General features: G+C 68.1%; 24 protein-coding genes. 17 read left to right on the top strand and 7 right to left on the bottom strand.

The annotated features are described in order from the left end of the window. Positions 1–62 precede the first annotated feature (62 nt). Entirely contained in the window at positions 63–1,280 is a 1,218-nt protein-coding gene (locus tag OG405_RS19635; RefSeq protein ID WP_327147933.1) for an RtcB family protein, read from the bottom strand. A gap of 118 nt (positions 1,281–1,398) precedes the next feature. Then, a complete protein-coding gene (locus OG405_RS19630) occupies positions 1,399–2,283 on the bottom strand; it encodes a ribokinase (RefSeq protein ID WP_327147932.1) in 885 nt (294 codons plus the stop codon). Positions 2,284–2,346: 63 nt separating this feature from the next. Between OG405_RS19630 and OG405_RS19625 the strand changes: the two genes are divergently transcribed. The 12 genes from OG405_RS19625 (at position 2,347) to OG405_RS19570 (ending at position 12,929) form a co-directional block, all read left to right on the top strand. Continuing rightward, positions 2,347–3,612, top strand: a complete 1,266-nt coding sequence (locus OG405_RS19625) for a glutamate-5-semialdehyde dehydrogenase (RefSeq protein ID WP_327147931.1) — start codon at positions 2,347–2,349, stop codon at positions 3,610–3,612. A gap of 142 nt (positions 3,613–3,754) precedes the next feature. After that, entirely contained in the window at positions 3,755–4,648 is an 894-nt protein-coding gene (locus OG405_RS19620; RefSeq protein WP_327147930.1) for an AAA family ATPase, read from the top strand. A 5-nt stretch (positions 4,649–4,653) separates the two neighbouring features. Then, on the top strand, positions 4,654–6,057 hold the full coding sequence (locus OG405_RS19615; protein ID WP_327147928.1) for a vWA domain-containing protein: 1,404 nt from the start codon (positions 4,654–4,656) through the stop codon (positions 6,055–6,057). Positions 6,058–6,164: 107 nt separating this feature from the next. Beyond that, complete coding sequence (gene nadD, locus OG405_RS19610) at positions 6,165–6,830, top strand: nicotinate-nucleotide adenylyltransferase (RefSeq protein ID WP_327147927.1); 666 nt, start codon at positions 6,165–6,167, stop codon at positions 6,828–6,830. After that, entirely contained in the window at positions 6,827–6,961 is a 135-nt protein-coding gene (locus OG405_RS19605) for a hypothetical protein (protein WP_327147926.1), read from the top strand. Before nadD ends, OG405_RS19605 begins: the two co-directional genes overlap by 4 nt. Beyond that, positions 6,958–7,437, top strand: coding sequence for a ribosome silencing factor (rsfS, locus tag OG405_RS19600; protein ID WP_327147925.1), 480 nt, complete (start codon positions 6,958–6,960; stop codon positions 7,435–7,437). The genes OG405_RS19605 and rsfS overlap by 4 nt, the downstream gene beginning before the upstream one ends. Continuing rightward, positions 7,434–8,093: a histidine phosphatase family protein gene (locus OG405_RS19595; RefSeq protein WP_327147924.1), complete on the top strand. Its 660-nt coding sequence runs from the start codon at positions 7,434–7,436 to the stop codon at positions 8,091–8,093. The genes rsfS and OG405_RS19595 overlap by 4 nt, the downstream gene beginning before the upstream one ends. Then, positions 8,083–8,259 carry a hypothetical protein gene (locus OG405_RS19590; protein WP_327147923.1) on the top strand — a complete coding sequence of 59 codons (177 nt, stop codon included), beginning with the start codon at positions 8,083–8,085 and terminating at the stop codon, positions 8,257–8,259. Before OG405_RS19595 ends, OG405_RS19590 begins: the two co-directional genes overlap by 11 nt. 193 nt (positions 8,260–8,452) lie before the next feature. Further along, positions 8,453–9,148, top strand: coding sequence for a diglucosylglycerate octanoyltransferase (gene octT, locus OG405_RS19585; RefSeq protein ID WP_327152415.1), 696 nt, complete (start codon positions 8,453–8,455; stop codon positions 9,146–9,148). Positions 9,149–9,151: 3 nt separating this feature from the next. Beyond that, positions 9,152–9,994 (top strand): DegV family protein, encoded by an 843-nt coding sequence (locus OG405_RS19580; RefSeq protein WP_327147922.1) that lies wholly within the window; start codon positions 9,152–9,154, stop codon positions 9,992–9,994. A gap of 117 nt (positions 9,995–10,111) precedes the next feature. After that, positions 10,112–10,999, top strand: a complete 888-nt coding sequence (locus tag OG405_RS19575; RefSeq protein WP_327147921.1) for a ComEA family DNA-binding protein — start codon at positions 10,112–10,114, stop codon at positions 10,997–10,999. A gap of 301 nt (positions 11,000–11,300) precedes the next feature. Continuing rightward, a complete protein-coding gene (locus tag OG405_RS19570) occupies positions 11,301–12,929 on the top strand; it encodes a ComEC/Rec2 family competence protein (RefSeq protein WP_327147920.1) in 1,629 nt (542 codons plus the stop codon). 72 nt (positions 12,930–13,001) lie between these two features. Here the strand turns inward: OG405_RS19570 and OG405_RS19565 are convergent, their stop codons facing one another. Both OG405_RS19565 and OG405_RS19560 read right to left on the bottom strand, forming a co-directional pair. Next, positions 13,002–14,132 (bottom strand): ARPP-2 domain-containing protein, encoded by a 1,131-nt coding sequence (locus tag OG405_RS19565; RefSeq protein ID WP_327147919.1) that lies wholly within the window; start codon positions 14,130–14,132, stop codon positions 13,002–13,004. Continuing rightward, positions 14,129–15,550: a hypothetical protein gene (locus tag OG405_RS19560; RefSeq protein ID WP_327147918.1), complete on the bottom strand. Its 1,422-nt coding sequence runs from the start codon at positions 15,548–15,550 to the stop codon at positions 14,129–14,131. Before OG405_RS19560 ends, OG405_RS19565 begins: the two co-directional genes overlap by 4 nt. A gap of 317 nt (positions 15,551–15,867) precedes the next feature. Between OG405_RS19560 and OG405_RS19555 the strand changes: the two genes are divergently transcribed. The 3 genes from OG405_RS19555 to holA all read left to right on the top strand — a co-directional run bounded on the left by OG405_RS19555 (position 15,868) and on the right by holA (position 18,412). Continuing rightward, positions 15,868–16,344 (top strand): SRPBCC family protein, encoded by a 477-nt coding sequence (locus OG405_RS19555; RefSeq protein WP_327147916.1) that lies wholly within the window; start codon positions 15,868–15,870, stop codon positions 16,342–16,344. Positions 16,345–16,474: 130 nt separating this feature from the next. Then, positions 16,475–17,374 carry an SDR family NAD(P)-dependent oxidoreductase gene (locus tag OG405_RS19550; RefSeq protein ID WP_327147915.1) on the top strand — a complete coding sequence of 300 codons (900 nt, stop codon included), beginning with the start codon at positions 16,475–16,477 and terminating at the stop codon, positions 17,372–17,374. Positions 17,375–17,443: 69 nt separating this feature from the next. Continuing rightward, positions 17,444–18,412, top strand: coding sequence for a DNA polymerase III subunit delta (gene holA, locus OG405_RS19545; protein WP_327147914.1), 969 nt, complete (start codon positions 17,444–17,446; stop codon positions 18,410–18,412). Between the two features lie 34 nt (positions 18,413–18,446). Here holA and OG405_RS19540 read toward each other — a convergent pair whose 3' ends face one another. Continuing rightward, the gene (locus OG405_RS19540; RefSeq protein WP_058856935.1) at positions 18,447–18,692 is read right to left on the bottom strand and encodes a hypothetical protein; all 246 of its coding nucleotides are present in this window, start codon (positions 18,690–18,692) and stop codon (positions 18,447–18,449) included. A 153-nt stretch (positions 18,693–18,845) separates the two neighbouring features. Beyond that, positions 18,846–19,106 (bottom strand): 30S ribosomal protein S20, encoded by a 261-nt coding sequence (rpsT, locus tag OG405_RS19535; protein WP_327147913.1) that lies wholly within the window; start codon positions 19,104–19,106, stop codon positions 18,846–18,848. Between the two features lie 304 nt (positions 19,107–19,410). Here rpsT and OG405_RS19530 point away from each other — a divergent pair, with 304 nt between their 5' ends. Continuing rightward, the gene (locus OG405_RS19530; protein WP_327147912.1) at positions 19,411–20,205 is read left to right on the top strand and encodes an aquaporin; all 795 of its coding nucleotides are present in this window, start codon (positions 19,411–19,413) and stop codon (positions 20,203–20,205) included. 12 nt (positions 20,206–20,217) lie between these two features. Here the strand turns inward: OG405_RS19530 and OG405_RS19525 are convergent, their stop codons facing one another. Then, positions 20,218–20,793 (bottom strand): type II toxin-antitoxin system PemK/MazF family toxin, encoded by a 576-nt coding sequence (locus OG405_RS19525; RefSeq protein ID WP_327147911.1) that lies wholly within the window; start codon positions 20,791–20,793, stop codon positions 20,218–20,220. A 121-nt stretch (positions 20,794–20,914) separates the two neighbouring features. On the opposite strand from OG405_RS19525, the gene lepA reads away from it, so the two are divergent. Beyond that, complete coding sequence (lepA, locus tag OG405_RS19520; protein ID WP_327147910.1) at positions 20,915–22,792, top strand: translation elongation factor 4; 1,878 nt, start codon at positions 20,915–20,917, stop codon at positions 22,790–22,792. Positions 22,793–22,965 lie beyond the last annotated feature (173 nt).

The raw sequence follows: 22,965 nt of genomic DNA, 5'->3' as shown, positions 1-22,965 counted from the left end.
ACCCGGTGGTGCGGGGCGGTCTGCGACCGCCCCGCACCGAATGCGAAAGGTTCGCTGATCTCTCAGCCCTTCACACACAACACCTGACGCAGGGTCGCCACCACATCGACCAGATCGCGCTGGGCGTCGATCACCTCGTCGATGTTCTTGTACGCGGCCGGGATCTCGTCCACCACACCCGCGTCCTTGCGCGATTCCACGCCCTCGGTCTGGGCGATCAGATCCGCCACACTGAACTGCCGCTTGGCGGCATTACGACTCATCCGGCGGCCCGCCCCGTGCGACGCGGACCGGAACGACTCCGGATTGCCCTTACCGCGCACCACATACGAGCGAGTGCCCATCGAGCCCGGAATGAGCGCCATATCGCCGGCGCCCGCCCGAACCGCGCCCTTGCGGGTCACCAGCATCGGCACCCCGTCGATCTTCTCCTCGGCCACATAGTTGTGGTGGCAAGAGATCGGCGTATCGAATCGCGTGTCCCGGGTCGGAAACTGCTCCTGTACCGCCTGACACACCAGCGCCAGCATGACCGCGCGGTTACGTGCCGCGTACTCCTGAGCCCAGGTCAGATCGTGGCGGTAGGCGGCCATTTCCGGCGTATTCGCCAGGAAGACCGCCAGATCGCGATCGACCAGATTCTGGTTGTGCGGCAATTTGCGCGCTACGGCCATATGCCGCTCGGCGATCTCCTTGCCGATATTGCGGCTGCCCGAATGCAGCAGGATCCACACCTGATCATCCTGATCCAGGCACACCTCGATGAAATGGTTGCCGCCACCCAGGGAACCCATTTGTTTGTGCGCCTTGGATTCCCGCGGCGCGACTGCGTCGTCGAGGTCGCCGAACGCCGACCAGAACTTGTCCCAGCCGGTGCGCAGGGTCGCGGTCGCGACCCCGGACGGCCCGGGCGCCAGCTTGTTCACCGAGACGGCGTGCTGGTGGGCGGCGAAACCGACCGGCACGGCCGCCTCGATGGCCGACCGCAGCGCGCGCAGATCGTCGGGCAGGTCGGCGGCGGTGAGGTCGGTGCGCACACTTTCCATCCCGCAGCCGATATCGACTCCGACCGCGGCCGGGGCGACCGCGTCGCGCATGGCGATCACGGAACCGACCGTGGCGCCTTTCCCGAGGTGTACATCCGGCATGACCCGGACGCCGTGGACCCATTCCAATCGGGCGATATTGCGCAACTGTTGCAGCGCCGCCGCATCGATTTCATGCTCGTGGGCCCACATCAACGTCCGTGCCCGGGCACCGGACAGCTCGACGGGAAACATTGATTCGATCCTTCCATTCGGGGCGGATCGCTATCCGCCGCCGTAATTCACGGTAGGCCGCCCGACCGGGAAAGGCATTCGAATTATTCCGGGGTGGGAACCCGCGTTTCCGGCTGTCTCATCCGGACGCGGAGCCCGGAGCTGCGGACAGGGCAGTCTCGATCTCGGCGCGGGACGGAATGGCGGCACTGGCGCCGAGCACAGTGGTGGCCAGCGCGCCCGCCGCGCACGCGAAACGCAATGCCTCGGCCGGGCCCCGCGACCAGCGGACGGCCAGGGCGCCGGCGAAGGTGTCGCCCGCGCCGGTCGTATCGACGACCTCGACGGCCGGCCCGGTGACCGCCGTCTCCGCGCCGTCCGGCCCGCGATGTCGGGCACCGTCGGCACCGAGCGTGACCACGAGATGCGGGACCCGGTCGAGAGTGCCGCCGAGTTCCTCGGCTTCACCGCGATTCACGACGGCCACATCCACCAGGCCCCACAACTCTTCGGAAAGACGCTGGGCCGGAGACGGATTCAACATCACGACGGTGCCGTTGTCCCGGGCGTGCCGCACCGCTTCCTCGATCGTCGGGATCGGGATCTCGAGCTGGCACAGCAGGATATCGGCCGCGGCGATCGCGGTGCGGTCGGCGGCACCGAGGCCGGTCAGCTCGGCATTGGCGCCACCGACCACGACAATCGAGTTCTCACCGGCGGAGTCGACCACGATCGAGGCGACCCCGCTGGGCCCGTCGAGCGTGCGCAACCCGGTGGTATCGACGCCGGACGCGGTCAGTACCGCCCGCAGTTGCGGGCCGAACACATCGGTACCGATCGCGCCGAGGAACAACACCAGGCCACCGGCCCGGCTCGCCGCGATCGCCTGGTTGGCGCCCTTGCCACCGGGGACCATGGCGAAGCCGCGGCCCAGTACCGTCTCGCCCGGGTCGGGGCGCCGATCGGTGGTGGTCACCAGATCCATGTTGATACTGCCGAGGACGGCGATCAGGGGAGCGGTCACAGGGAGAACCTAGCGCGGTGAGCGCCGGTAGAAGCGATTTTCCCGGTGCGTAGGCTATACGACATGACGGTAGAGACCACCGCTGAGTTCGATATGCGCGCGGCCGTACACGAGGCCGCCCGCCGGGCCCGGGTCGCTTCCCGGGTGCTCGCGCAACTCACCACCGCTCAGAAGAACGAGGCGCTGCACGCCGCCGCGGACGCGTTGCTCGCCGCTGCCGACACCATCTTGGAAGCCAACGGCGAAGATCTCGTCGCGGCGAAGGCGTCCGGAACCGAGGATTCGCTGCTGGATCGGCTGCGGCTCACCAAGGACCGGGTCGACGGGATCGCGTCGGGCCTGCGCCAGGTTGCCGGGCTGCCGGACCCGGTGGGGGTGGTGGACCGCGGGTCGACGCTGCCGAACGGTCTCGAGATCCGGCAGATCCGGGTGCCGCTGGGCGTGGTCGGCATGGTCTACGAAGCGCGGCCGAATGTCACCGTCGACGCCTTCGGTCTGGCGCTGAAGTCCGGAAACGCGGCACTGCTGCGCGGCTCGTCGTCGGCCGCCCGGTCGAACGCGGCGCTGGTCGCGGTGATCCGGGAGGCCGTGGCAGCGGTCGGGATCCCGGCCGACGCGGTCCAATTACTGCCCAGCTCGGATCGCTCCAGTGTGACCCACCTGATCCAAGCCCGGGGCCTGGTGGACGTAGTCATCCCCCGGGGCGGTGCGGGACTGATCAACGCGGTGGTGCGCGACGCCCAGGTCCCCACGATCGAAACCGGTACCGGCAACTGTCACGTCTACGTGCACTCCGGCGCCGACCTGGATATGGCCGAAGAGATCCTGATCAACGCCAAAACCCGCCGTCCCAGCGTATGCAACGCGGCCGAGACCGTACTGATCGACGCGGCCATCGCCGAGACCGCGCTGCCGCGGCTGAGCAAGGCGCTCGCCGATAAAGGCGTCACCCTGCACGGCGATCTCGACGGCATGATCCCGGCCACCGACAAGGACTGGGGCGAGGAGTACCTGACTCTCGATATCGCGGTGAAGATCGTCGACGATCTGGATGCCGCGATCGAGCACATCAATACCTGGGGTACCGGGCACACCGAGGCCATCGTCACCGGTGAACTGGCAGCAGCCGACGAATTCTCCCGCCGGGTGGACGCCGCGGCGGTCATGGTGAACGCCTCCACCGCCTTCACCGACGGCGAGCAGTTCGGTTTCGGTGCCGAAATCGGCATCTCCACCCAGAAGCTGCACGCCCGCGGTCCGATGGGTCTGCCGGAACTCACCTCCTCGAAGTGGGTCGTCCGGGGATCGGGTCAGATCCGCCCCACCTGACCCCCCCACGGTCCGAATTCCACCTCCGGATGGTCGACCTCAGTGGCCGGGGTTAATAGGGCCCCGACCCGCGGCGCCGCAGGCGCCGCCATGAACACAGCCCGGTAGCGTGGGACGGGAGAGTTCGACGGAAGGACGGCCCATGGAACCCGCGAGTTCCCCCACCACGCCGGTTCAGGTGCCGATCTTCGCATCGGTCGACGATGTGGTTCGCCGCCTCGCCGAGACCGGATACCTGGCCGATAAGGCGACCGCGACCTCGGTCTTCCTGGCCGATCGGCTCGGCAAGCCGCTGCTGATCGAAGGCCCGGCCGGGGTCGGTAAAACCGAACTCGCGCGGGCCGTGGCCCAGACCGCGGCCGCCGAACTGGTGCGGTTGCAGTGCTACGAGGGTGTGGACGAGGCTCGGGCACTCTACGAGTGGAACCACGCCAAACAGATCCTGCGGATCCAGGCCTCCAGCGAAAACGACTGGGCCGAAACCAAATCCGATGTCTTCACCGAGGAGTTCCTGCTCTCCCGGCCGTTGCTCACCGCGATCCGGCGCACCGACCCCACGGTGTTGCTCATCGACGAGACCGACAAAGCCGACGTGGAGATCGAAGGCCTGCTGCTCGAGGTGCTGAGCGATTTCGCGGTGACCGTACCGGAGCTGGGCACTATCACCGCCACCCGCACCCCGTTCGTGGTGCTCACCTCCAACGCCACCCGTGAACTGTCCGAGGCACTCAAACGGCGCTGCCTCTACCTGCACCTGGACTTCCCGGACGAGGATCTGGAACGGCGGATCCTGGCGAGCCGGGTGCCGGAGCTCCCGCAGGCGGTTGCCACCCAGCTGGTCCGGATCGTGCACGTGCTGCGCGGGATGCAGTTGAAGAAATTGCCCTCGGTCGCCGAATCGATCGACTGGGCCCGCACCCTGCTCGCCCTGGGCCATACCGAACTCGACGATGCCACGGTCCGCGAAACCCTGGGTGTCGTGCTCAAACACCGCAGCGACCACCAGCGGGCGCTGGCCGATCTGAAACCGGCCTGACCGTGGTGGCCACCGGCGACCAGCCGCTCGCCTCGCACGGTCTGCCGGGTCACCTGGTCGGTTTCGTGGAAGCGCTGCGGGCGCGTGGGATACCCGTGGGACCGTCGGAGACGGTGGATGCCGGCCGGGTGTTGTCGGTACTGGACCTGATGGACCGGGAAACGGTCCGTGAGGGACTGGCCTGCGCGCTGCTGCGGCGGACCACCCATCGCGGTACCTACGACGGGCTGTTCGACCTGTGGTTCCCGGTCGCGCTCGGCGAACGTTCCGCCGCCGCGGAGATCGAGATCCCGTACGGCGACGACGGCCGGGTCGATATTCGCGAACTGCGCCGCATGCTGGCCGAGATGCTCGCCGAGGAGGGGTCCGGGCAGCAGCAGGCGCTGATGGCGGCCCAGCTGGTGGAGCAGATGGGGCAGTACCAATCTGCGCGCGGTGCCTCCTTCTCGTCATATCAGGCCCTCAAGGACGTACAGCCGCAGACGCTGCTCGCCCAGATCCTGGCCGCCATGGCCACCCCGGGAATGAGCGATTTCGAGACCGAGATCGCGCGCCGGGCCGCTCGCACCCGCATCGAGAAGTTCCGGCGCGCAGTGGAGGCCGAAACGCGGCGCCGGGTGGCCGAACGCATCGGCAAAGAGCGGGTCGCCTCCTACGGGGTCCCGCGGCAGGCCGAAGAAGTGGACTTCCTGCGCGCCTCGCAGGCGGAGCTGGCCGAACTGAAACGCAGCACCCAGCGGCTGGCGCGGATCCTGGCGGCGCGACTGGCGGCGCGGCGCCGGCATGCCAAACGTGGCGAGATCGATCTGCGCAAGACCCTGCGTAAATCCATGTCCACCGGTGGCGTACCGATCGCTCTGGTGAACCGCAAACCGCGGCCCGCCCGGCCCGAACTGGTGCTGTTGTGCGATGTGTCGGGGTCGGTGGCGGGTTTCAGTAATTTCACGTTGTTGCTGGTGAGCGCTTTGCGTGAGCAGTTCTCGAAGGTGCGGATCTTCGCGTTCGTCGACCACGCCGACGAGGTGACCAGGTTCTTCGATCCGCACACCCATCTCGACGAGGCGATGCAGCGGATCTTCGCCGAGGCCGATATCGTCGGTTTCACCGGCCACTCGGACTACGGCAGTGCGCTGCTGAGCTTCGCCGAGGAGTTCCCCGATGCCGTCACCAGCCGTAGCTCGCTGCTCATCCTGGGGGACGCCCGGACCAACTATCGGGACCCCGAGGTCGCGACGCTGGGCGCTCTGGTCGAGATCGCCAAGCACGCGCACTGGCTGAACCCGGAACCGCGCACCAACTGGGGGTCCGGCGACTCCGCCGCCGACCGCTATCTGCGCGTCATCGATATGCACGAATGCCGGTCCGCCGCCCAGCTCACCACCGTTGTCTCCCGGCTGCTGCCGGTCTGATCGACACCTCCCTCGACGCTTCGGCCGCGGCTGTCCGCAGGCGAACCCACAGACGAAGGCTGATCGGCGGGCAGGGGCCTGTGGCCGACCCGTTAAGCTCGACACTCATGCACGGAACAGGCCAGGGCGGACCCAAGCTGGGGGTGATGGGCGGCACCTTCGATCCCATTCACCACGGGCACCTGGTCGCGGCCAGCGAGGTCGCGCACCGGTTCGACCTCGACGAGGTCATCTTCGTCCCCACCGGACAACCGTGGCAGAAGACCGACCGGCAGGTCAGCGCGGCCGAGGACCGATACCTCATGACGGTGATCGCCACCGCTTCCAACCCGCGGTTCTCGGTGAGCCGGGCTGATGTGGAACGGAGCAAGGTGACCTATACCGTCGACACCCTGCGCGATCTCCGTGCCCAGCATCCGGGCGCCGAGCTGTACTTCATCACCGGGGCGGACGCGCTGGCCAGCATCCTCACCTGGCAGGATTGGGCCGAGCTGTTCGAGCTGGCGAAATTCGTGGGGGTCAGCCGGCCGGGGTACGAGCTCAACATCGACCATCTCGCCGACCATCTGCGAGGTATGCCCGACGACGCGGTCACCATGATCGAGATCCCCGCGCTGGCCATCTCGTCGAGTGAATGCCGCCGGCGCGCGGCCGAGGGGCGGCCGGTCTGGTATCTCGTACCGGACGGGGTCGTGCAGTACATATCGAAGCGGCATCTCTACGTGACCGCTGAAGCGGAAGGTGACGGAAACGTGAACGAGGTGCTGGCATGAGCGGTGCACGCCCGGCGGCGGCAGCCTACGTAACCCCGGAGGGCGTGGACCGCTCGTGCCCGGAGAACAACAATATGAGCGGTGCACGCCCGGAAGCGGCAGCCTGCGTGATCACGGAGGTGGCGGTATGACCGCGTCGGACGAAGCAGTGCAGCTCGCGACCATGGCCGCGCTGGCCGCGGACGAGAAGCTGGCCACCGATGTGGTCGTGCTGGATGTCTCCGAACAATTGGTGATCACGGATTGCTTCGTGATCGGTTCGGCGCCGAACGAGCGACAAGTGAACGCAATCGTCGATAATGTCGAAGAGAAGCTGCGCGCGGCCGGACACAAACCGGTACGCCGGGAAGGGACCCGCGAGGGCCGTTGGGCACTCTTGGACTACGTCGACGTGGTGGTGCACATCCAGCACAACGACGAACGTAATTTCTATGCGCTGGAACGGTTGTGGAAAGACTGCCCCACCGTTGCGGTCGAGGGGATCGGCATGAGTGAGTCGGGCTCGGAGGCGGTAGCGGAGCGTGACCCCGCAGGGCCCTCGCTCATGCCGGGTGGACACGGCGCGCCAGCGGCCGCCGGAGACGAAAGTGCTGGAGAAACCGAGTGAGACAGAAAACCGGTGCGCGCACCCTGATCCTGTTGCGCCACGGGCAGACCGAATGGAATGCCAACGACCGGATGCAAGGACAGATCGACACAGATCTCACCGATCTGGGCCGGTGGCAAGCGAAAGAAGCGGCGCGGGAACTGGTTTCCCACAAGGCGATCGGCTTGATCTCCTCCGATCTGAGGCGGGCCTACGATACCGCCCAGGCGTTGTCGGAGCATTCCGGGCTCGAGGTGGTCCGGGAACCGCGGTTGCGGGAGACCCATCTCGGGGACTGGCAGGGGATGGGGGATATCGAGGTCGACTCCCTCTACCCGGGTGCCCGGCTGGAGTGGCGGATGGACGCGACCTTCACCCCGCCCGGCGGTGAATCGAAACTGGAGGTCGGTGCCCGCGCGCTGCCCGTGGTGCAGGAATTGTTCGACGACCGGCAGGATTGGCCCGGCGCCACTATGATTCTCGTGGCGCACGGCGGGCTGATCGCCGCGCTCACGGCCGCGCTGCTCGATCTGCCGCCGCGGAACTGGCCGGCCCTCGGCGGCCTGGCCAATGCCAGCTGGGTGCAGCTGAGCAGCCATGGCCCGAGCCTGGAAAAGCCCGGCTGGCGTCTCGATGTGTGGAACGCAGCGGCGAAAGTAGCACCCGATGTCATCTGAAGACCTGAACAGGCAGATACCGGACGAACTGTTCCGGAAGGTATCCGCGAAACCGGAGCGTGCTCTACCCGACGCCCTGTTCGGCCCGGCGCCCGGGCAGGAGGCGGCCGAAACCGTCGAGGACACCGGGCCCGCCGACGAAGGCGACGTGCGGAGAGCAGTCTGAACACCAGGAGGGTCGCGCGGTGACATCCACGTCGGAGGGCGCGCCCGTGCCCGATCCCGGTGCCGAACCGGAAACGAGTGCCCCGGCGACGATCCCGGGCACCGGAAGCGGTGCCGCACTCGGCTCGGCCGGGAGCGTCACCACGGATCCGGCGGCCACCGCCCCGTCCGGCGACACCGCTACGACACGACCCGTGCTGCTGGTGATCGCGGACTCGTTGTCGTATTACGGCCCGAAGGGCGGCCTACCGGCCGACCATCCCCGTATCTGGCCGAATCTGGTGGCGGCCGAACTGGATTGGGATGTCGAAATCGTCGCCCGGATCGGCTGGACCTGCCGGGATGCCTACTGGGCCCTGATCGGTGACCCGCGGGTGTGGGCGGCCGTTCCGCGCGCCGGTGCCGTGGTGTTCGCTGTCGGCGGTATGGATTCGCTGCCCTCGCCCCTGCCCACCGCGCTGCGGGAACTCATCCGCTATCTCCGGCCCTCGGGCCTGCGCCGCGTCATACGCTCGGCGTACCAGTGGATTCAGCCCCGGGCCGCGAAACTCGGCCGCCCGGTCGCGTTGCCGCCCGCGGTGAGTGTGGACTATCTGGAGCAGTGCCGGACGGCGCTCGGGCACCTGCGGCCCGAACTACCCGTGGTCGCGGTATTGCCCTCGGTGCACGACTGCGCGGCCTACGGCCGGGTGCACAGTGGCCGCGAACCGGCCGTGCGCGCACTGGAAGCATGGTCGGCGCGTACCGGTGTGCCACTGGTGGATCTGAAAGCGGCGGTACGCGACAACATCTTCTCCGGCGCCGCCAACCCCGACGGCATCCACTGGGGGTGGGACGGGCACACCGAGGTCGCCAAGGCGATGGTGAAAACGCTGCAAGAGGTCGGGTGAGCCGTGGCGGTCGTCGTCGTCACCGATTCGTCCGCCAGTCTGCCCGCGGAAATGATCCGCGAATTGGGCATCCGGGTGGTGCCCCTGCACGTCCTGGTGGGCGACAGCGAGATTCGCGAAGGTATCGATGAACTCGCCATCGACTACTCCGCCGAGACAGTCACCACCTCGGCACCCTCACCGGGTGAACTCCGCGACGCCTACGCCGAGGCTCTGACCCGCAGCGGCGGCCACGGTGTGGTCGCCGTCCATCTGTCCCGGCAGCTCTCGGCGACCTGGGAAGCGGGGCGGCTGGCCGTTCAGGATATGGACGCTGCGGAATCGGTGCTGCTGGTGGATTCGCTCGGTGCGGGCCTGGCGACCGGTTTCCCGGTCCTGGCCGCCGCGCGGTGTGCTGCCGCGGGCGGCACGCTCGACGAGGTGTACGAAGCCGCGGTGCGGGCGGCGGGCAGTTCCCATACGTTCTTCGTGGTCAACCGCACCGAACAGTTGCGCCAGGGCGGCCGGCTCAGTACGGCGGCGGGTTTCTTCGGCAGTGAACTGGTCAGCAAACCGGTGCTGCAACTGGTGCAGGGCCGGCTGGAACTGCGGGACAAGGTGCGGACCCGGTCGAAGGCCTTCGCGAAACTGGTCGCGGCCGCGGAGGAGGCTGCCGGGGCGGGTATCGCCGCGATCGGTGTGCAGCATCTGGGGGCCGCCGAGGCCGCGGAATCGGTGACGACGCAGCTGCGCGAACGTATTCCGCGGGCGGGTGAGATTCTCACCGCCGAATTCGGGCCGGCGCTGGCCGTCCATCTGGGAGTCGGTGCGGTCGGGGTGCTGGTCCTACCCGGCGGTTGCGGCTGACGATTGCGGCCGGCGTTCCGGTGATCGCTCATCCACAGGGCCGGGTTGTGCACAGGTTTGTCGAATCCCCAGGTGGGGCCGGCTGTGCACCGTGCGTCCCGGCTTAGCGTCGCGGGCATGGCACCACACGACGAGCGTGAGCGGGTACGCAGGAAGCTGGGCGGGCATCTCGGAGAGTCACCGCGTGACGATCCGGGGGAGGCACGCCCCTGGCCGGAGTCGGCGCTCGCCGCCGACGATGCCGTACGGACCCCGCGGTGGCTCGAAGACGAGCCGGCTCCGGCCCACTGGCGAGATCGCCTGATCCCCGACCGATTCCGGGGCGCACGCCTGGACACCGAGCGGCGTGGGGTAGCGACCATGGCGGGTATCGGACTGCTCACCGCGCTGGTGACGGTCGTGGTGGTGCTGTGGGACCGGCCTGTCGCGCAATCGGTTCCACCGCTACCCGCCGTACTGCCGGCGGCGATGCCGGTGGATTCCCCCGCCCCCGTGGATGCCCCGCCCGCGCCCGAAGGGGTGCCCACCCGCGCGCAACACGCCGAGTTGGTGGTGAGCGTGGTGGGCCTGGTCGGCCGCGCCGGGCTGGTGCGGCTCTCGCCCGGTGCCCGGGTCGCCGACGCGATCTCGGCGGCGGGCGGTGCGCTCGACGGCGCCGATCTGGCCGGTCTCAACCTGGCCCAGCGGCTGGCCGACGGCGACCAGGTCCGGGTGGGGCCGACCGGAGCCGATGCACCACCGCCGGGCAGCGCGACGATCAGTGGTGGTCACGGGGGAGCGCCACCTTCCGGCGGTTCCGCACCCGGGGCCGGGAGCCCGGTCGATCTCAATGCCGCCACCGAAGCCGACCTCGATACGCTGCCCGGGGTCGGGCCGGTCATGGCCAAAGCGATCATCGCCTGGCGCGAAACCAACGGACGGTTCACCGATATCGAGCAGCTGGCGGAGGTCGACGGTATCGGCCCGGCCCGGCTGGCCCGGCTGCGTGAACTGGTGACCGTATGACGGCGCTTCCCGTGCGGGCGAACGGCTGCGAAGGCACGGGACTGCTGTCCGGTGCCGGGTGGAGTCGCAGGGCGTTGCCGCTACTCGGGCCGCCGGCCGCGCAGGTATTCCACGACCGGCGAGCTGCCGGTGGGCCGGAAGCCGGGGGTCGATGGAGACGGAACAGCCGTTCTCGGGAGACGGTTTCCATACGTACGGTGTGGGCCGCGCTCGTCGATGACCTCACAGGTCGCCCGGGCTCGACCGGGTGGGATCGGTGGCCGCTGTGGCGAATCGTGCGGATATTCGGCCGGGTGTACCGGTGAGTGTGGTGCCGGGCCCGGCGGTCCGGGAACGTGCGGTGGGGCCGGAAGACGATGCGGTGAGCGCGGTTCCGGTGCTGGACGCGCGGCTGCTCCCGGCCACCCTCACCTGCTGGCTGGTGACGATCCTCGCGGTCGGCGCCGGCTGGGTCGTCGGGGTGGTCGTCGCACTCGGGCTGGCACTGCTCGCCCTGGCGTCGTGGGGCCTGCTGTGGACCGGTATCGCCCGCCGCGGTGAACGCCGCCGTGTCGTCGCGACGGTCGTGCTGGGTGCCGCGCTGATCGGCTCGGCGTTCGCCTGCACCGGCGCATGGCGGGAGTACCGGGTCGGCGAGCATCCGCTGCGCTCGGTGCCGGCCGCGGCGACGGTCGATGTGGTGATGGAGCCGGGTGACGATCCGAAACCGGTGCGCAGCAGCGGTTCCGGAGCAGGGCGGCTCTGGGTGGTGCGCGGCGAACTGCGGGAGTTCCGGTACCGGGACCGAGTGGTGCGCGGCGGCGGCGCGGTGGTCGTCCTGGCAGCGGGCCCGGCCTGGGCCGAACTACTGCCGGGCCGGCCGATCGAGTTCCGGGCCCGCCCCGCACCCGCGCGGCAGCGCGACCTCACGGTGGTCACCCTGCGGCCGGTCGGAGAGCCCGCCGTCGTCGGCCCGCTTCCGTGGTGGCAGGCAGCCGCCGATTCGGTGCGTTCGGATCTCGTCGCGGCAGCCGGTCGAGCTCTCGCGCCGGCCCCGGCGGGGTTGTTACCCGCGCTGGTTGTCGGCGACACCTCGGCTTTGAGCGACCGGGTACACGACGACTTCGTCACCGCGGGCCTCCAGCATTTGACCGTGGTCAGTGGTGCGAACTTCACGATTTTGCTCACCGTTGTGCTCGCGACCACCCGCCTGCTCACCCTCGGCCCGCGCCTCTCGCTGATCGGTGCCGGGATCGCGCTGGTGTCGTTCGTGATCATCGCCCGGCCCGACCCGAGTGTGCTGCGGGCGGCCGCCATGGGGTCGGTGACGTTACTGGCTCTGTTGACCGGCCGCCGCAAACAGGCGCTCCCCGCGCTGTGCGCCGCGGTGATCGTCCTGCTGGCGCTGTGGCCCGCGCTCGCCGTGCAGGCCGGTTTCGCGCTCTCGGTCCTCGCGACCGGGGCGCTGCTGCTACTCGCCCCGAGCTGGGCCGATCACCTACGTGCCCATGGCTGGTGGCGGCTGCCGGCCGAACTGGTCGCGGTGGCCGCCGCGGCCTTCGCCGTCACCACCCCGGTCACTGTCGCGCTGTCCGGGAGGCTCAGCCTGGTTGCCGTTGCCGCGAATATCCTCGTGGCCCCGGTGATCGCCCCGATCACCATCGGCGGCGCGCTGGCCGCTGTGGCCGCCACCTGCTGGGGCTCGCTCGCGCAGCTGATCCTGCGCACCACCGGGCCCCCGCTGTGGTGGCTGCTCACCGTGGCGACCGAGGCGGCCGCTGTTCCGGGGGCGGAGGTCACGGTCCCCGGTGGTTCGACCGGCGGCCTACTCGCGGCGGTGTCGGTCGCGGGTGGGATCGTAGCGCTGCGACTGCCCCGGGTGCGTCGGATACTGGTGGCGATGGCCTCCGGGCTCCTCGCCGCGTACCTGCTGCTGCTCCGGCTGGGCTGATGCCATGGCCGGACCATTGTCCTCGACTCGGAGCCGTGGCAGGACAGTCCAGGGCTTCCGGTACCGGCGCGGCTAGGGCGAGCGGCGGGCTCGCGCACGATAGCCGTCGAGTACATCGCGGCGCAGCAGGTGGCCGAAACCGGCGGAGTTCAGCCGGAGGCCCAGCTGATCTTCGGTGATACCCAGCTGGTCTGCGGTATCGCCCAGGTGCCAATCGGCGTCGGCGAGCCGGTTGAGCAGGTATCCGCGGCGCACCTGGTTCTCCGCGAGCCGGAAGGTCTTCAGGTAGACCACACGGCCTTTGGCGTCGGTGATCGTCTCACCGATGTGATTGTCCTGTTTCGGCCGGAACGGCGGAAGGAAACGAGACAGAGTGAAGCGGCCCATCCGGTAGACCCGCTCCCACATGTACGTGCTGTCGAGCAGGCCCCCGGCCAGGGTGGTGTCGTGAAAATGTCTCCAGGTCTGTTCCTGCTGCGCCGCATGCAGTCTGAGGTCGTCGAGAGATCGGATCGCGGATTCGCGCAGCTGGACGCGGAACTCATCCACCGGCGGGTGGAAGGAGTAGTGGTGGATCAGTTCTCCGTACAGGTCCTGCACCAGACTGGGGTGCAGGACTCGGTAGTCGTCCGGATGCGGTAGCACGAAGGCGGCTGCGAGAGCGTCCGCGACGTAGATCAGCACACCGCACTGGTCGGGGTGGATCTCGAAAACGCGCAGCGCATCCGGTAGCCCGTTCACTTCCACCCCTCGATAGGCCTGCTCGGCCCGCGGCGACAGGCCATTACGCAATGCCCGGCGCGACCACTCCTCCCAGGCGATCACCGGTCCGCCGAAGTGCAAGGACAGATAGCCTTCCGATGCCAAGTGCAGGGGGAGGAAACGGAGCCGGTTCCGGTCCAGCCGCCGTACCATCCGATGCGGGAAGTGCAACCGCATCCGGTCGGGCCGATCGGTGGTCAGTTGTGTGCCGTAGGCGGCGGCCGGTGTGCCGTCGCCGCTCCAGTCGGCGACGAAGCCGTGCGGAATATAGGACGTATAGGAGTGGCGGCCGAACTCTACGACGCCGAGCTCGGCGTCGTAGAGCTCGGCGTGCAGACGCAAATCGGGCACCGGGTGCGCGCGCAGCAGCGGCACCAACCGGACACCGCCCCGGACCTGGGCGGGGCCGGCGGTCAGGCCGCTGAGATCCAGACCGGTCATCGGCCCTCCAGGAATCCGCGGGTCCGCGCGGCCAGATAGCTCGTCAGCTCGGACAATTCGGTATGGCCGGTGGCGAAATGGGCGAGTTCCACCAGAGCCGGTAGGTCCTCGGCATCCCGGACACCGACGGTCGGCACGGCCGCGGACAGTCGGCGGACCTCGAAATCACCGGCGTCGTACACCGGGTTGAGATGCACGATATCGACCCGGCCGTCCGGATCCAGGTGACTGCGCCAGACGCGCAGCACCTCGGCGGCCAAGCCGGGTGGGGCGTTGTCCCAGCCGTCGGAGACCAGGACGAGCCTGTCGGGTCCTGTATCGAGGGCGTCGATGATCCGGTGCCCGAGCGGGGTGACGCCGTAGGGGTAGTTGAGCAGCGCATCCGCGCGACCGGATGTCCACAGCGGAATGTATTCGGTCGCGAGCGCCCGCAGCAGATAGTGGGACGCCAGAGCCACGGCGAGGGGACGGCGCCGCTTCGCGGTGGAGCCGGAGCTGGAGAAGCTGTCGTCCAGTACGGCGGTGACCCGGCCCCAGCGACCGGACTCGGTACCGGCCGCTCGGCGCGCCGCGGCGGTCAGGGCTTCCTCCAGCTCGGTGCGGCGTCGGGCTCGGTCGTCGAGCGGAAGCGACAGTACATACGAGGCCAGGCGGGTCAGCGGCATGCGCTCCAGGTCCATGGGTACCGACCCCGCACCGTGCCGGCGGGCACTGTTCTGGAGGCGTAGCCGCTCCAACCGGGTCAGCCGGGGCGCGATGCGCTCCAGGAATTCGCCGCGGTCGATACCGTGCCGGGCGGCGAATCCCTCGGCGACCGTGAAAGGCAGGTCGTAGAGCCGGTTCTTCGCGTAGTGGGCCTCGCGCCACGTGTCCAGCAGCGGGGTGGTGAACCGCTTCCCGCGATGCGATGCGAACAGGAACGCGCCCACTTCCTCGGACGGTGGCGCGAGATGGGTGTGGCGTAGAGCGAGTTTGAGCGCGTTGCGGTACTTCACGGCGTCGAGGGCCGGGTCGGGACGGGTCGTGAGCCAGTCACGGATGATCGCCCGGGTCCGGCGATTGTTGACGCCCGCCGTACGCAGTTCACGGAACAGCCGGTAGACGCGCTGCGGCGGCAGCGATTCGAGCCGCCGTGCGATCAGACGCCCCTCGGTACGCCGCTGCGCGTCGCTCGCCTCCCCCGCGGACTCCAGCAGCCGCCGGATGATCAGGCCCGCATTGTGATCGTTGATATCGAGGGCCAAGGTAGCGGTGTAGAGGTCGCGGTAGTTGCCGAGCACATAGTCGTGCAGAAAACCCAGGGACAGCCGCTGATGGGCTTCTCCCGAATGGAATTCGCGCTGGCCGGTCGCGGTGATCGAGGCATTGGCGAACAGCAATACGTCCTCGGCGGCAAGCCGATCGCCGCGCACGCTCATACCTACCCCTGGTCATCGATGGGCGCCGGCCGGGGAATGGAGGTGCGAACAGCGAATAGGCTGCGGTAGAGGCAACGTCCGGAAGTCGCGCCGGAGTCCCGCGGCCGGCACCCCGGACGATACCAAGCGCCGACTCGACCTGTCGCCCGGTTAACCCGGTGCTCGGAGCGGAAGGGGCTCGGTCGCATTGTCCGTGGCGCGGTGAGCGCCGGGAACCGGCTGGAAACGGCACCGGTTGCGGTCCCTCGCGGCGTGTTCGATCATTACGCGACGCGGCGCACGATTCAGTCGGCCGGTGAGCTGTATGGAGTAGGTCCGTGGGTGTTCGCTACGTGGAGAAGACTCTCACCCGGGTGGTGCCCGGCGTACGGGCCGATGTCCGGAATTTCTACCAGGACCTGACCGAACTGGGGAAGGTGCATCCGCTCATCGTCGGTGTCGAACGGCTGCCGGATACCGACGACGACGGCGGTCAGTGGTCGCGCAACTACCGAGTGACCGATCGGATGCCGTTCGGGCCGTTCTCCTACCGGATCACCTACCGGGTGCGGAGCCGGGAGACCGAGGACGGAAGCCTCGTCGTCGACGCCTACCAGTTCCCCCGGGTGCACGTGCACAGCGAAGTCCAGTTCGCCGAACACGACTCGGGCACGCTGGTCACCGAACGATTGCGGCTCGGCGCCCCGTGGGGGCTGCTGGGGACGGTTCGGCGCCACGGCGTCGCCGCACACGTCACGATGCTCGACAATCTCCACCATCTGTTCGATACCGCGGCAGGGGGCGAGGGCCGATGAAAGTCTCGGCTCTCGAGCCGAACTCGCCGTCGGAGAGGACCGCGCCCCGGGTCGTCGTCGCGCCGGACCGCGTCCGGTATCCCGGCGATGCGCCGGGTGTTGTACAACCCCAGTCTTGTCGGAGGAACAGATGACCCTGCCATTGTCCGGAAAAGTAGCCGTCGTGACCGGTGCCAGCAGAGGCGTGGGCAAAGGTGTCGCGCTCGAGCTCGGCGCTGCGGGTGCGACGGTGTACCTCACCGGCCGGACCGTTGCCCCGGGACCGCTTCCCGGCACGATCACCGCTACGGCCGCGGAGGTCACCGCACTCGGCGGCACCGGTATCGCGGTGCGCTGTGACCATCACGAGGACGATCAGGTCGCGGAGCTGTTCGCGCAGGTCGAGCGCGAACAGGGACATCTCGACATCCTGGTGAACAACGTGTTCTCGGCTCCGGATCTCGCTCCGTGGTTGCATCGTCCGTTCTGGGAGCTACCGCTGCGAGCCTGGGACCAGGTGCTGGGAATCGGGCTCCGATCCCATTACGTCGCCAGTGTTCACGCCGTGCCACTGCTGCTCCGGGCCGAACAGCCCGGGTTGGTCGTGAACATCTCTTCGTCGGGCGCGGTCTCGTACGGACACAATGTGGTGTACGGCGTCGGGAAGGCCGGGCTGGACAAGATGACGGCGGACATGGCAGTCGAGCTGCGACCGCACGGAGTTGCCGTGGTGTCGGTGTGGCCGGGGCTGGTGCGCACAGAATTACTGGCCACCGCGACCCGGACCACCGACGACGGCCGAACTGTCGTCGACCTACCCGGCCAAGGGACATTCGATATCTCGCACGCCGAGTCGCCGCGCTTCGTCGGCCGCGGTGTCGCCGCGCTGTCCGGCGACCCCGGTGTATTCGAACGATCGGGCGGGACCCAGTCCACCGCCGAGCTCGCGGCGCGATATGGCTTCACGGATGTGGACGGCGGCGGTCCGGGCGTGGCGCTTCGAGGCGGATCCGAGCAGCGGAGCACGGCGGTGACCTCACCGCGAGAGTGAGCGCCGGACCTGCCATCGGGGTATCCACGACGCCGTAAGTGTCACAACCGACCCAGTACCATCGGAGCCGTGAGCGAGCGACCTGCGGTACATCTGGTTCTGGGGGACGAGGAACTGCTGATCCAACGGGCGGTCGCCGAGGTGACCACACAGGTTCGGGCGGTCGCGCCCGACCCCGCATCGGTACCGGTGGATCGGCTGCGCGCCGGCGACGCCAGCAGTGCGGAGCTGGCGGAACTACTGAGCCCTTCACTGTTCGCCGAGGATCGGGTGATCATTCTCGAATCGGCGGACCAGGCCGGCAAAGACGCTGTCGCGGTGATCTCCGAAGCCGTGGCAGCGCCGCCCGACGGTGTGGTGTTGATGGTGGTGCACAGTGGTGGCGGCCGAGCCAAGACGCTGGTGCCCACACTGCGGAAGGCCGGGGCGGTGGTCCACGAATGCGCGAAACCCACCAAATCCTCGGAGCGAGCCGAATTCGTCCGCTCCGAATTCCGGGCAGCCGGGATACGGGTGGGCGCCGATGTGGTGCAGGCTGTGCTGGACGCTGTGGGATCGGAGCTACGCGAACTGGCGGCGGCCTGTTCGCAGCTGGTCGCCGATACCGGGGGAAAGCTCGATGTGGCGGCGGTGCGCAGGTATTACTCCGGCAAAGCGGAGGTCTCCGGATTCGAGGTGGCGGATCTGACGGTCGCCGGGAACCGGGCCGGCGCCGTGGAGGCACTGCGCTGGGCGCAGGACCGTGGGGTACCGCATGTGGTGCTGGCCGACGCACTGGCCGATTCCGTGCACACCATCGCGAAGGTGGGTTCGGCGGGCCGTGGGGACCCGTTCAAACTGGCGGGTCCGCTGGGAATGCCGCCGTGGAAGGTCAAGAAGGCGCAGGGACAGGCCCGGGGCTGGACTCCGGCCACGATCGGATCCGCGCTGCAGGTGGTGGCGACGCTGAACGCCGATGTGAAGGGTGGCGCCGCCGACTCCGGGTTCGCACTCGAGGACGCCGTTCTGAAGCTGCTGGCCCTGCACGGGCGCAGCTGATGGACCGGCCGATCGGCCGGTGGGGAGGGGCGAGCTACTCGACGGCGCTGAGTTCCAAGGCTTCCTCGGCCGCTTCGTCGTACCGGCCGTCCCACTCCTCGTAGACGGGGGTCTCCTCGTCTCGGGTGACCATCCAGACCACGACGTGCCCACCGTCGTCGTCGGCCGGGGCCAGCACGTTCTCTATCTTCACTCCGATACCGAGGACCTCCGCCGCCCGGATCACACCGGGCAGATCCTCGGCTTGGACTACCGATTGGTTCGCATACACCGTAACCATGCGCCGCATGCTACGGCAGGAACCGCGCACCCGGCTCGGCGCCATCCGGGAACACCGGGAAATGCCGTGCTGACCGGGGGTGGGGACACCAAAAGCCGCCGTGGTCCTCAGTGCCGCGGCGGCTTTTCGTCGAAAAATGAAGAATTCGGAAACTCAGAGCTTGTTGAGGGCGGTCGCCATCGCCGATTTCTTGTTGGCGGCCTGGTTGGCGTGGATAACGCCCTTGGAGGCGGCCTTGTCGAGCTTGCGGCTCACGAAACGCAGGCGCTCGGCGGCGCCATCCTTGTCGCCGGCCGCGGCGGCGGTCCGGAAGGCACGGATATGGGTGCGCAGCTCGGACTTCACCGACTGGTTGCGCTGACGCGCCGCCTCGTTGGTGCGGATCCGCTTGATCTGAGACTTGATATTGGCCACGCCGGTATCCTCTGATTCCTGTCTGGTTCGGTCGGGAAGTCTGTGTGCACCCCAGCCCTGGTGCTCATCCACCGGGGGAAACAACCGGGCACGGGGTAGGCAACGCCGATTGGCCAGGTTACCAGCACCCGGCGGTGCGGCGAAATCGCGGGCGGATCGTCACACCGTGTGGTCGTTGTGTAGACGGAACGTCGCGCGTAACGTCGCCCGCGATCAGCGTAGGAGTTTCCCAGCAGGACCCAAGTTTCCCGGTGTGCGCCCCGGTAGCAGACGGGGCGGCGATCCTCTCGGAAGGCGGACCGGCATGTCTCCCACTGCGCAGGAAAAGGAAGCAATTCTCGAGGGCGTCGAACCAGCGGTTCCGTCCGACCCCAAGAAATGGGCCGCCGAGGCGTTCGGCACATTCGTGCTGGTGATGGGTGGTGTGGGAACAGCGGTGCTGGCCGGTGAGAAGGTGGGGCCACTCGGTGTGGCGCTGGCCTTCGGCCTGTCCCTGCTGGTGTTGGTGTATGCGATCGGGCCGGTGTCGGGCTGCCATGTGAACCCGGCTGTCACAGTCGGCCAGTTCCTGATGGGCCGATTGTCATCGGTCAGCGCGGCGGGTTACATCATCGCCCAGGTGATCGGCGGCCTCGTGGCAGGCCTGGTGTTGTTCGCACTCGCGAAGAACCTGCCGTCCTATGACCGCGCGGCCGACGGTCTGGGGGCCAACGGCTGGGGTCCGCACAGTCCGTCGGCGGTGACCGGTCCCGCGGGCGAGGTGGTGATCCAGAACGGTTACGGCGTGGCCGCGATGATCATCATCGAGGTGATGCTCACCGCGCTGCTGGTTTTCGTGGTGCTGGCCGCGACCGATCACATCTCCGAGATCCCGCAGGCGGGTCTGGCCATCGGTTTCACCCTGGCCGTCATCCACCTGATCTCGATACCGGTCGACGGCACCTCGGTGAACCCCGCCCGCAGCCTGGCGGTCGCGCCCTATCAGGACGGCGCCATGGGACAGCTGTGGGCGTTCATCCTGTTCCCGCTGATCGGTGGCGTGCTGGGGGCGCTGGTGTACGGAATGCTGTTCGGGCGTTCCCGGGACCTGGAGGTCTGAGCGCCGCGCCCGTCAGCTCCAGCGGTATTCGCGGACGAGCCGGTGCGCGACCAGATCGAACAATGCGCGCGGCAGGATGGCGCCCTCGCGACGGATACCGTCCTCCGGGACGTCGAGGACCCGGTCCAGCCGCACCCAGCTTTCGCGACCCTGGTGGTCCCAGGTGCCCGCCCCGATCCCGATCCAGTCCGGATCGTTGCCGCGTACGGGATTGGAACTGAGCATGAGTCCCAGCAGGGTGACGCCGTCGCGTCCGACGACCAGCACCGGCCGGTCCTTGCCGTTGCTCGGGTCTTCTTCGAAAGGGACCCAGGTCCATACGATCTCCCCCGGGTCGGCGCGACCGTCGAGTTGCGGGGCGTACACGACCCGGCGGGCACGCTGGGCGGTCGGCACCGGGGTCGAGGCGGCCGGGCGCACCGGGACACTGCCCGCGGGACTGCGGCCGCGGCCCGAACCGGCGCGTGAACCACGGCGGTCCAGTAGGGCCTCGACCAGTCGCGGCGCCTGCCGCTTGACGATCTTCGGACCCTGTTGTTTCGCGATCGCGGTGAGCTGCTTGCCGAGACTGTTCCAACTGCGGGCCATCTCAGGAGAATAACGTCACGCCGCCATCGGCGATATCGCCTGCGGGGGGCCGTGGCGGTACCTGGGGGGCAGTGGGCGAGGCCCAGCATGGGACGATGGTCGGCAGTACGCCCGATACCTCATGAGGAGTGGAGTGCCCGCCAGCTTCGCCGATACGACGTTCACCGATCCGTCGCGGATCCGGAACTTCTGCATCATCGCGCATATCGATCACGGCAAGTCGACGCTGGCCGACCGGATGTTGCAGCTCACCGGTGTCGTCGAGGACCGGCAGATGCGCGCCCAATATCTGGACCGGATGGATATCGAGCGGGAACGCGGTATCACCATCAAGGCCCAGAACGTCCGGTTGCCCTGGACTCCACGGTCCGGGGAGCACGAGGGTGAGGACTTCGTCCTGCATCTGATCGACACCCCGGGTCACGTCGACTTCACCTACGAGGTGTCGCGGGCGCTGGAGGCATGTGAGGGCGCGATCCTGCTGGTGGACGCCGCGCAGGGGATCGAGGCGCAGACACTGGCGAATCTGTACTTGGCTCTGGACAAGGAACTGGAGATCATCCCTGTCCTGAACAAGATCGATCTGCCGGCTGCCGATCCGGAGCGGTACGCCGCCGAACTCGCCCATATCGTCGGCTGTGAGCCCGAGGATGTGCTGCGGGTCTCCGGTAAGACCGGTGTGGGCGTGGTCGAACTCCTGGACCGGGTGATCGAGCGGGTGCCGGCGCCGGTGGGCGCGGCGGACGCTCCGGCGCGGGCCATGATCTTCGACTCGGTCTACGACACCTACCGCGGCGTCGTGACCTATGTCCGTGTGGTCGACGGCAAACTGACCCCGCGCGAGAAGATCAAGATGATGTCCACCGGGGCGACGCACGAGCTCCTGGAGATCGGGATCGTGTCACCGGAACCCAAACCCACGCAGGGACTGGGTGTCGGCGAGGTCGGCTATCTGATCACCGGTGTGAAGGATGTCCGGCAGTCGAAGGTCGGCGATACCGTCACCGTGGCGCGCAACGGTGCTGTGGATCCGCTCACCGGCTACCGCGAGCCGCGGCCGATGGTGTACTCGGGCCTGTATCCCGTAGACGGGTCGGACTATCCGGACCTCCGGGACGCGCTGGACAAACTCCAGCTCAACGATGCCGCCCTCACCTACGAGCCGGAGACCTCGGTCGCGCTCGGGTTCGGCTTCCGCTGCGGTTTCCTGGGGCTGCTGCACATGGAGATCACGCGCGAGCGTCTGCAGCGCGAATTCGGTCTGGACCTGATCTCGACCGCGCCGAACGTGGTGTACCGGATGGTGATGGAAGACGGCGCGGAACATATCGTGACGAATCCGTCGTACTGGCCGGAAGGCAAGGTACGCGCCGTATTCGAGCCGGTCGTCAAGGTCACCATCATCACGCCGAGTGAATTCATCGGCTCCATCATGGAACTGTGCCAGGCGCGGCGCGGCGATCTGGGTGGGATGGACTATCTGTCGGAGACCCGGGTCGAACTGCGCTACACCCTGCCGCTGGCCGAGATCATCTTCGACTTCTTCGATTCGCTGAAATCGCGGACCCGCGGCTATGCCTCGCTGGACTACGAGGAGGCCGGCGAGCAGGAATCGCAGCTGGTCAAGGTGGATATCCTGCTGCAGGGTGAGGCGGTCGACGCGTTCAGTGCCATCGTGCACCGCGACGGTGCTCAGGCCTACGGGAACAAGATGACCACCAAGCTGCGCGAACTGATCCCGCGCCAGCAGTTCGAGGTGCCGATCCAGGCAGCCATCGGCTCGAAGATCATCGCTCGTGAGAACATTCGCGCCATCCGCAAGGATGTGCTGGCGAAATGCTACGGCGGTGACATCAGCCGTAAGCGCAAACTGCTGGAGAAGCAGAAGGAGGGCAAGAAGCGGATGAAGACGATCGGCCGGGTCGACGTCCCGCAGGAAGCCTTCGTCGCGGCGTTGTCGTCGGACGCCCAGTCCGATAAGCCGAAGGACAAGAAATAGGGGTCCACCCCGTCAACTCTCGGGAATATCGCTGTGCGATAGCCGGATCTGTCGCCACCGCCCACCCGGCCTGCGGAATCTGCTGATAACGAAAATATGACAGCCGCAGATGTCGACAATAGGCTGATAGCGGATCCGCGCCGGGCTGCCCCCGGTGTGGTTGCTGTTGAACG

Source organism: Nocardia sp. NBC_01329 (genome assembly GCF_035956715.1).
In the GTDB taxonomy this organism is placed as follows: domain Bacteria; phylum Actinomycetota; class Actinomycetes; order Mycobacteriales; family Mycobacteriaceae; genus Nocardia.
Note: the sequence above shows the minus strand (reverse complement) of the source record. Positions and strands in the feature narration are given on the sequence as shown.

Coding starts and splice junctions, on each gene's coding strand:
- OG405_RS19560 (WP_327147918.1), bottom strand. CDS start 15,550: ATGAGCGTGCGCGGCGATCGGCTTGCCGCCGAGGACGTATTGCTGTTC.
- OG405_RS19590 (WP_327147923.1), top strand. CDS start 8,083: ATGTCATCTGAAGACCTGAACAGGCAGATACCGGACGAACTGTTCCGG.
- rsfS (WP_327147925.1), top strand. CDS start 6,958: ATGACCGCGTCGGACGAAGCAGTGCAGCTCGCGACCATGGCCGCGCTG.
- OG405_RS19540 (WP_058856935.1), bottom strand. CDS start 18,692: ATGGTTACGGTGTATGCGAACCAATCGGTAGTCCAAGCCGAGGATCTG.
- OG405_RS19565 (WP_327147919.1), bottom strand. CDS start 14,132: ATGACCGGTCTGGATCTCAGCGGCCTGACCGCCGGCCCCGCCCAGGTC.
- OG405_RS19620 (WP_327147930.1), top strand. CDS start 3,755: ATGGAACCCGCGAGTTCCCCCACCACGCCGGTTCAGGTGCCGATCTTC.
- OG405_RS19605 (WP_327147926.1), top strand. CDS start 6,827: ATGAGCGGTGCACGCCCGGCGGCGGCAGCCTACGTAACCCCGGAGGGC.
- OG405_RS19525 (WP_327147911.1), bottom strand. CDS start 20,793: ATGGCCCGCAGTTGGAACAGTCTCGGCAAGCAGCTCACCGCGATCGCG.
- OG405_RS19625 (WP_327147931.1), top strand. CDS start 2,347: ATGACGGTAGAGACCACCGCTGAGTTCGATATGCGCGCGGCCGTACAC.
- lepA (WP_327147910.1), top strand. CDS start 20,915: ATGAGGAGTGGAGTGCCCGCCAGCTTCGCCGATACGACGTTCACCGAT.
- OG405_RS19530 (WP_327147912.1), top strand. CDS start 19,411: ATGTCTCCCACTGCGCAGGAAAAGGAAGCAATTCTCGAGGGCGTCGAA.
- OG405_RS19635 (WP_327147933.1), bottom strand. CDS start 1,280: ATGTTTCCCGTCGAGCTGTCCGGTGCCCGGGCACGGACGTTGATGTGG.
- OG405_RS19575 (WP_327147921.1), top strand. CDS start 10,112: ATGGCACCACACGACGAGCGTGAGCGGGTACGCAGGAAGCTGGGCGGG.
- nadD (WP_327147927.1), top strand. CDS start 6,165: ATGCACGGAACAGGCCAGGGCGGACCCAAGCTGGGGGTGATGGGCGGC.
- OG405_RS19550 (WP_327147915.1), top strand. CDS start 16,475: ATGACCCTGCCATTGTCCGGAAAAGTAGCCGTCGTGACCGGTGCCAGC.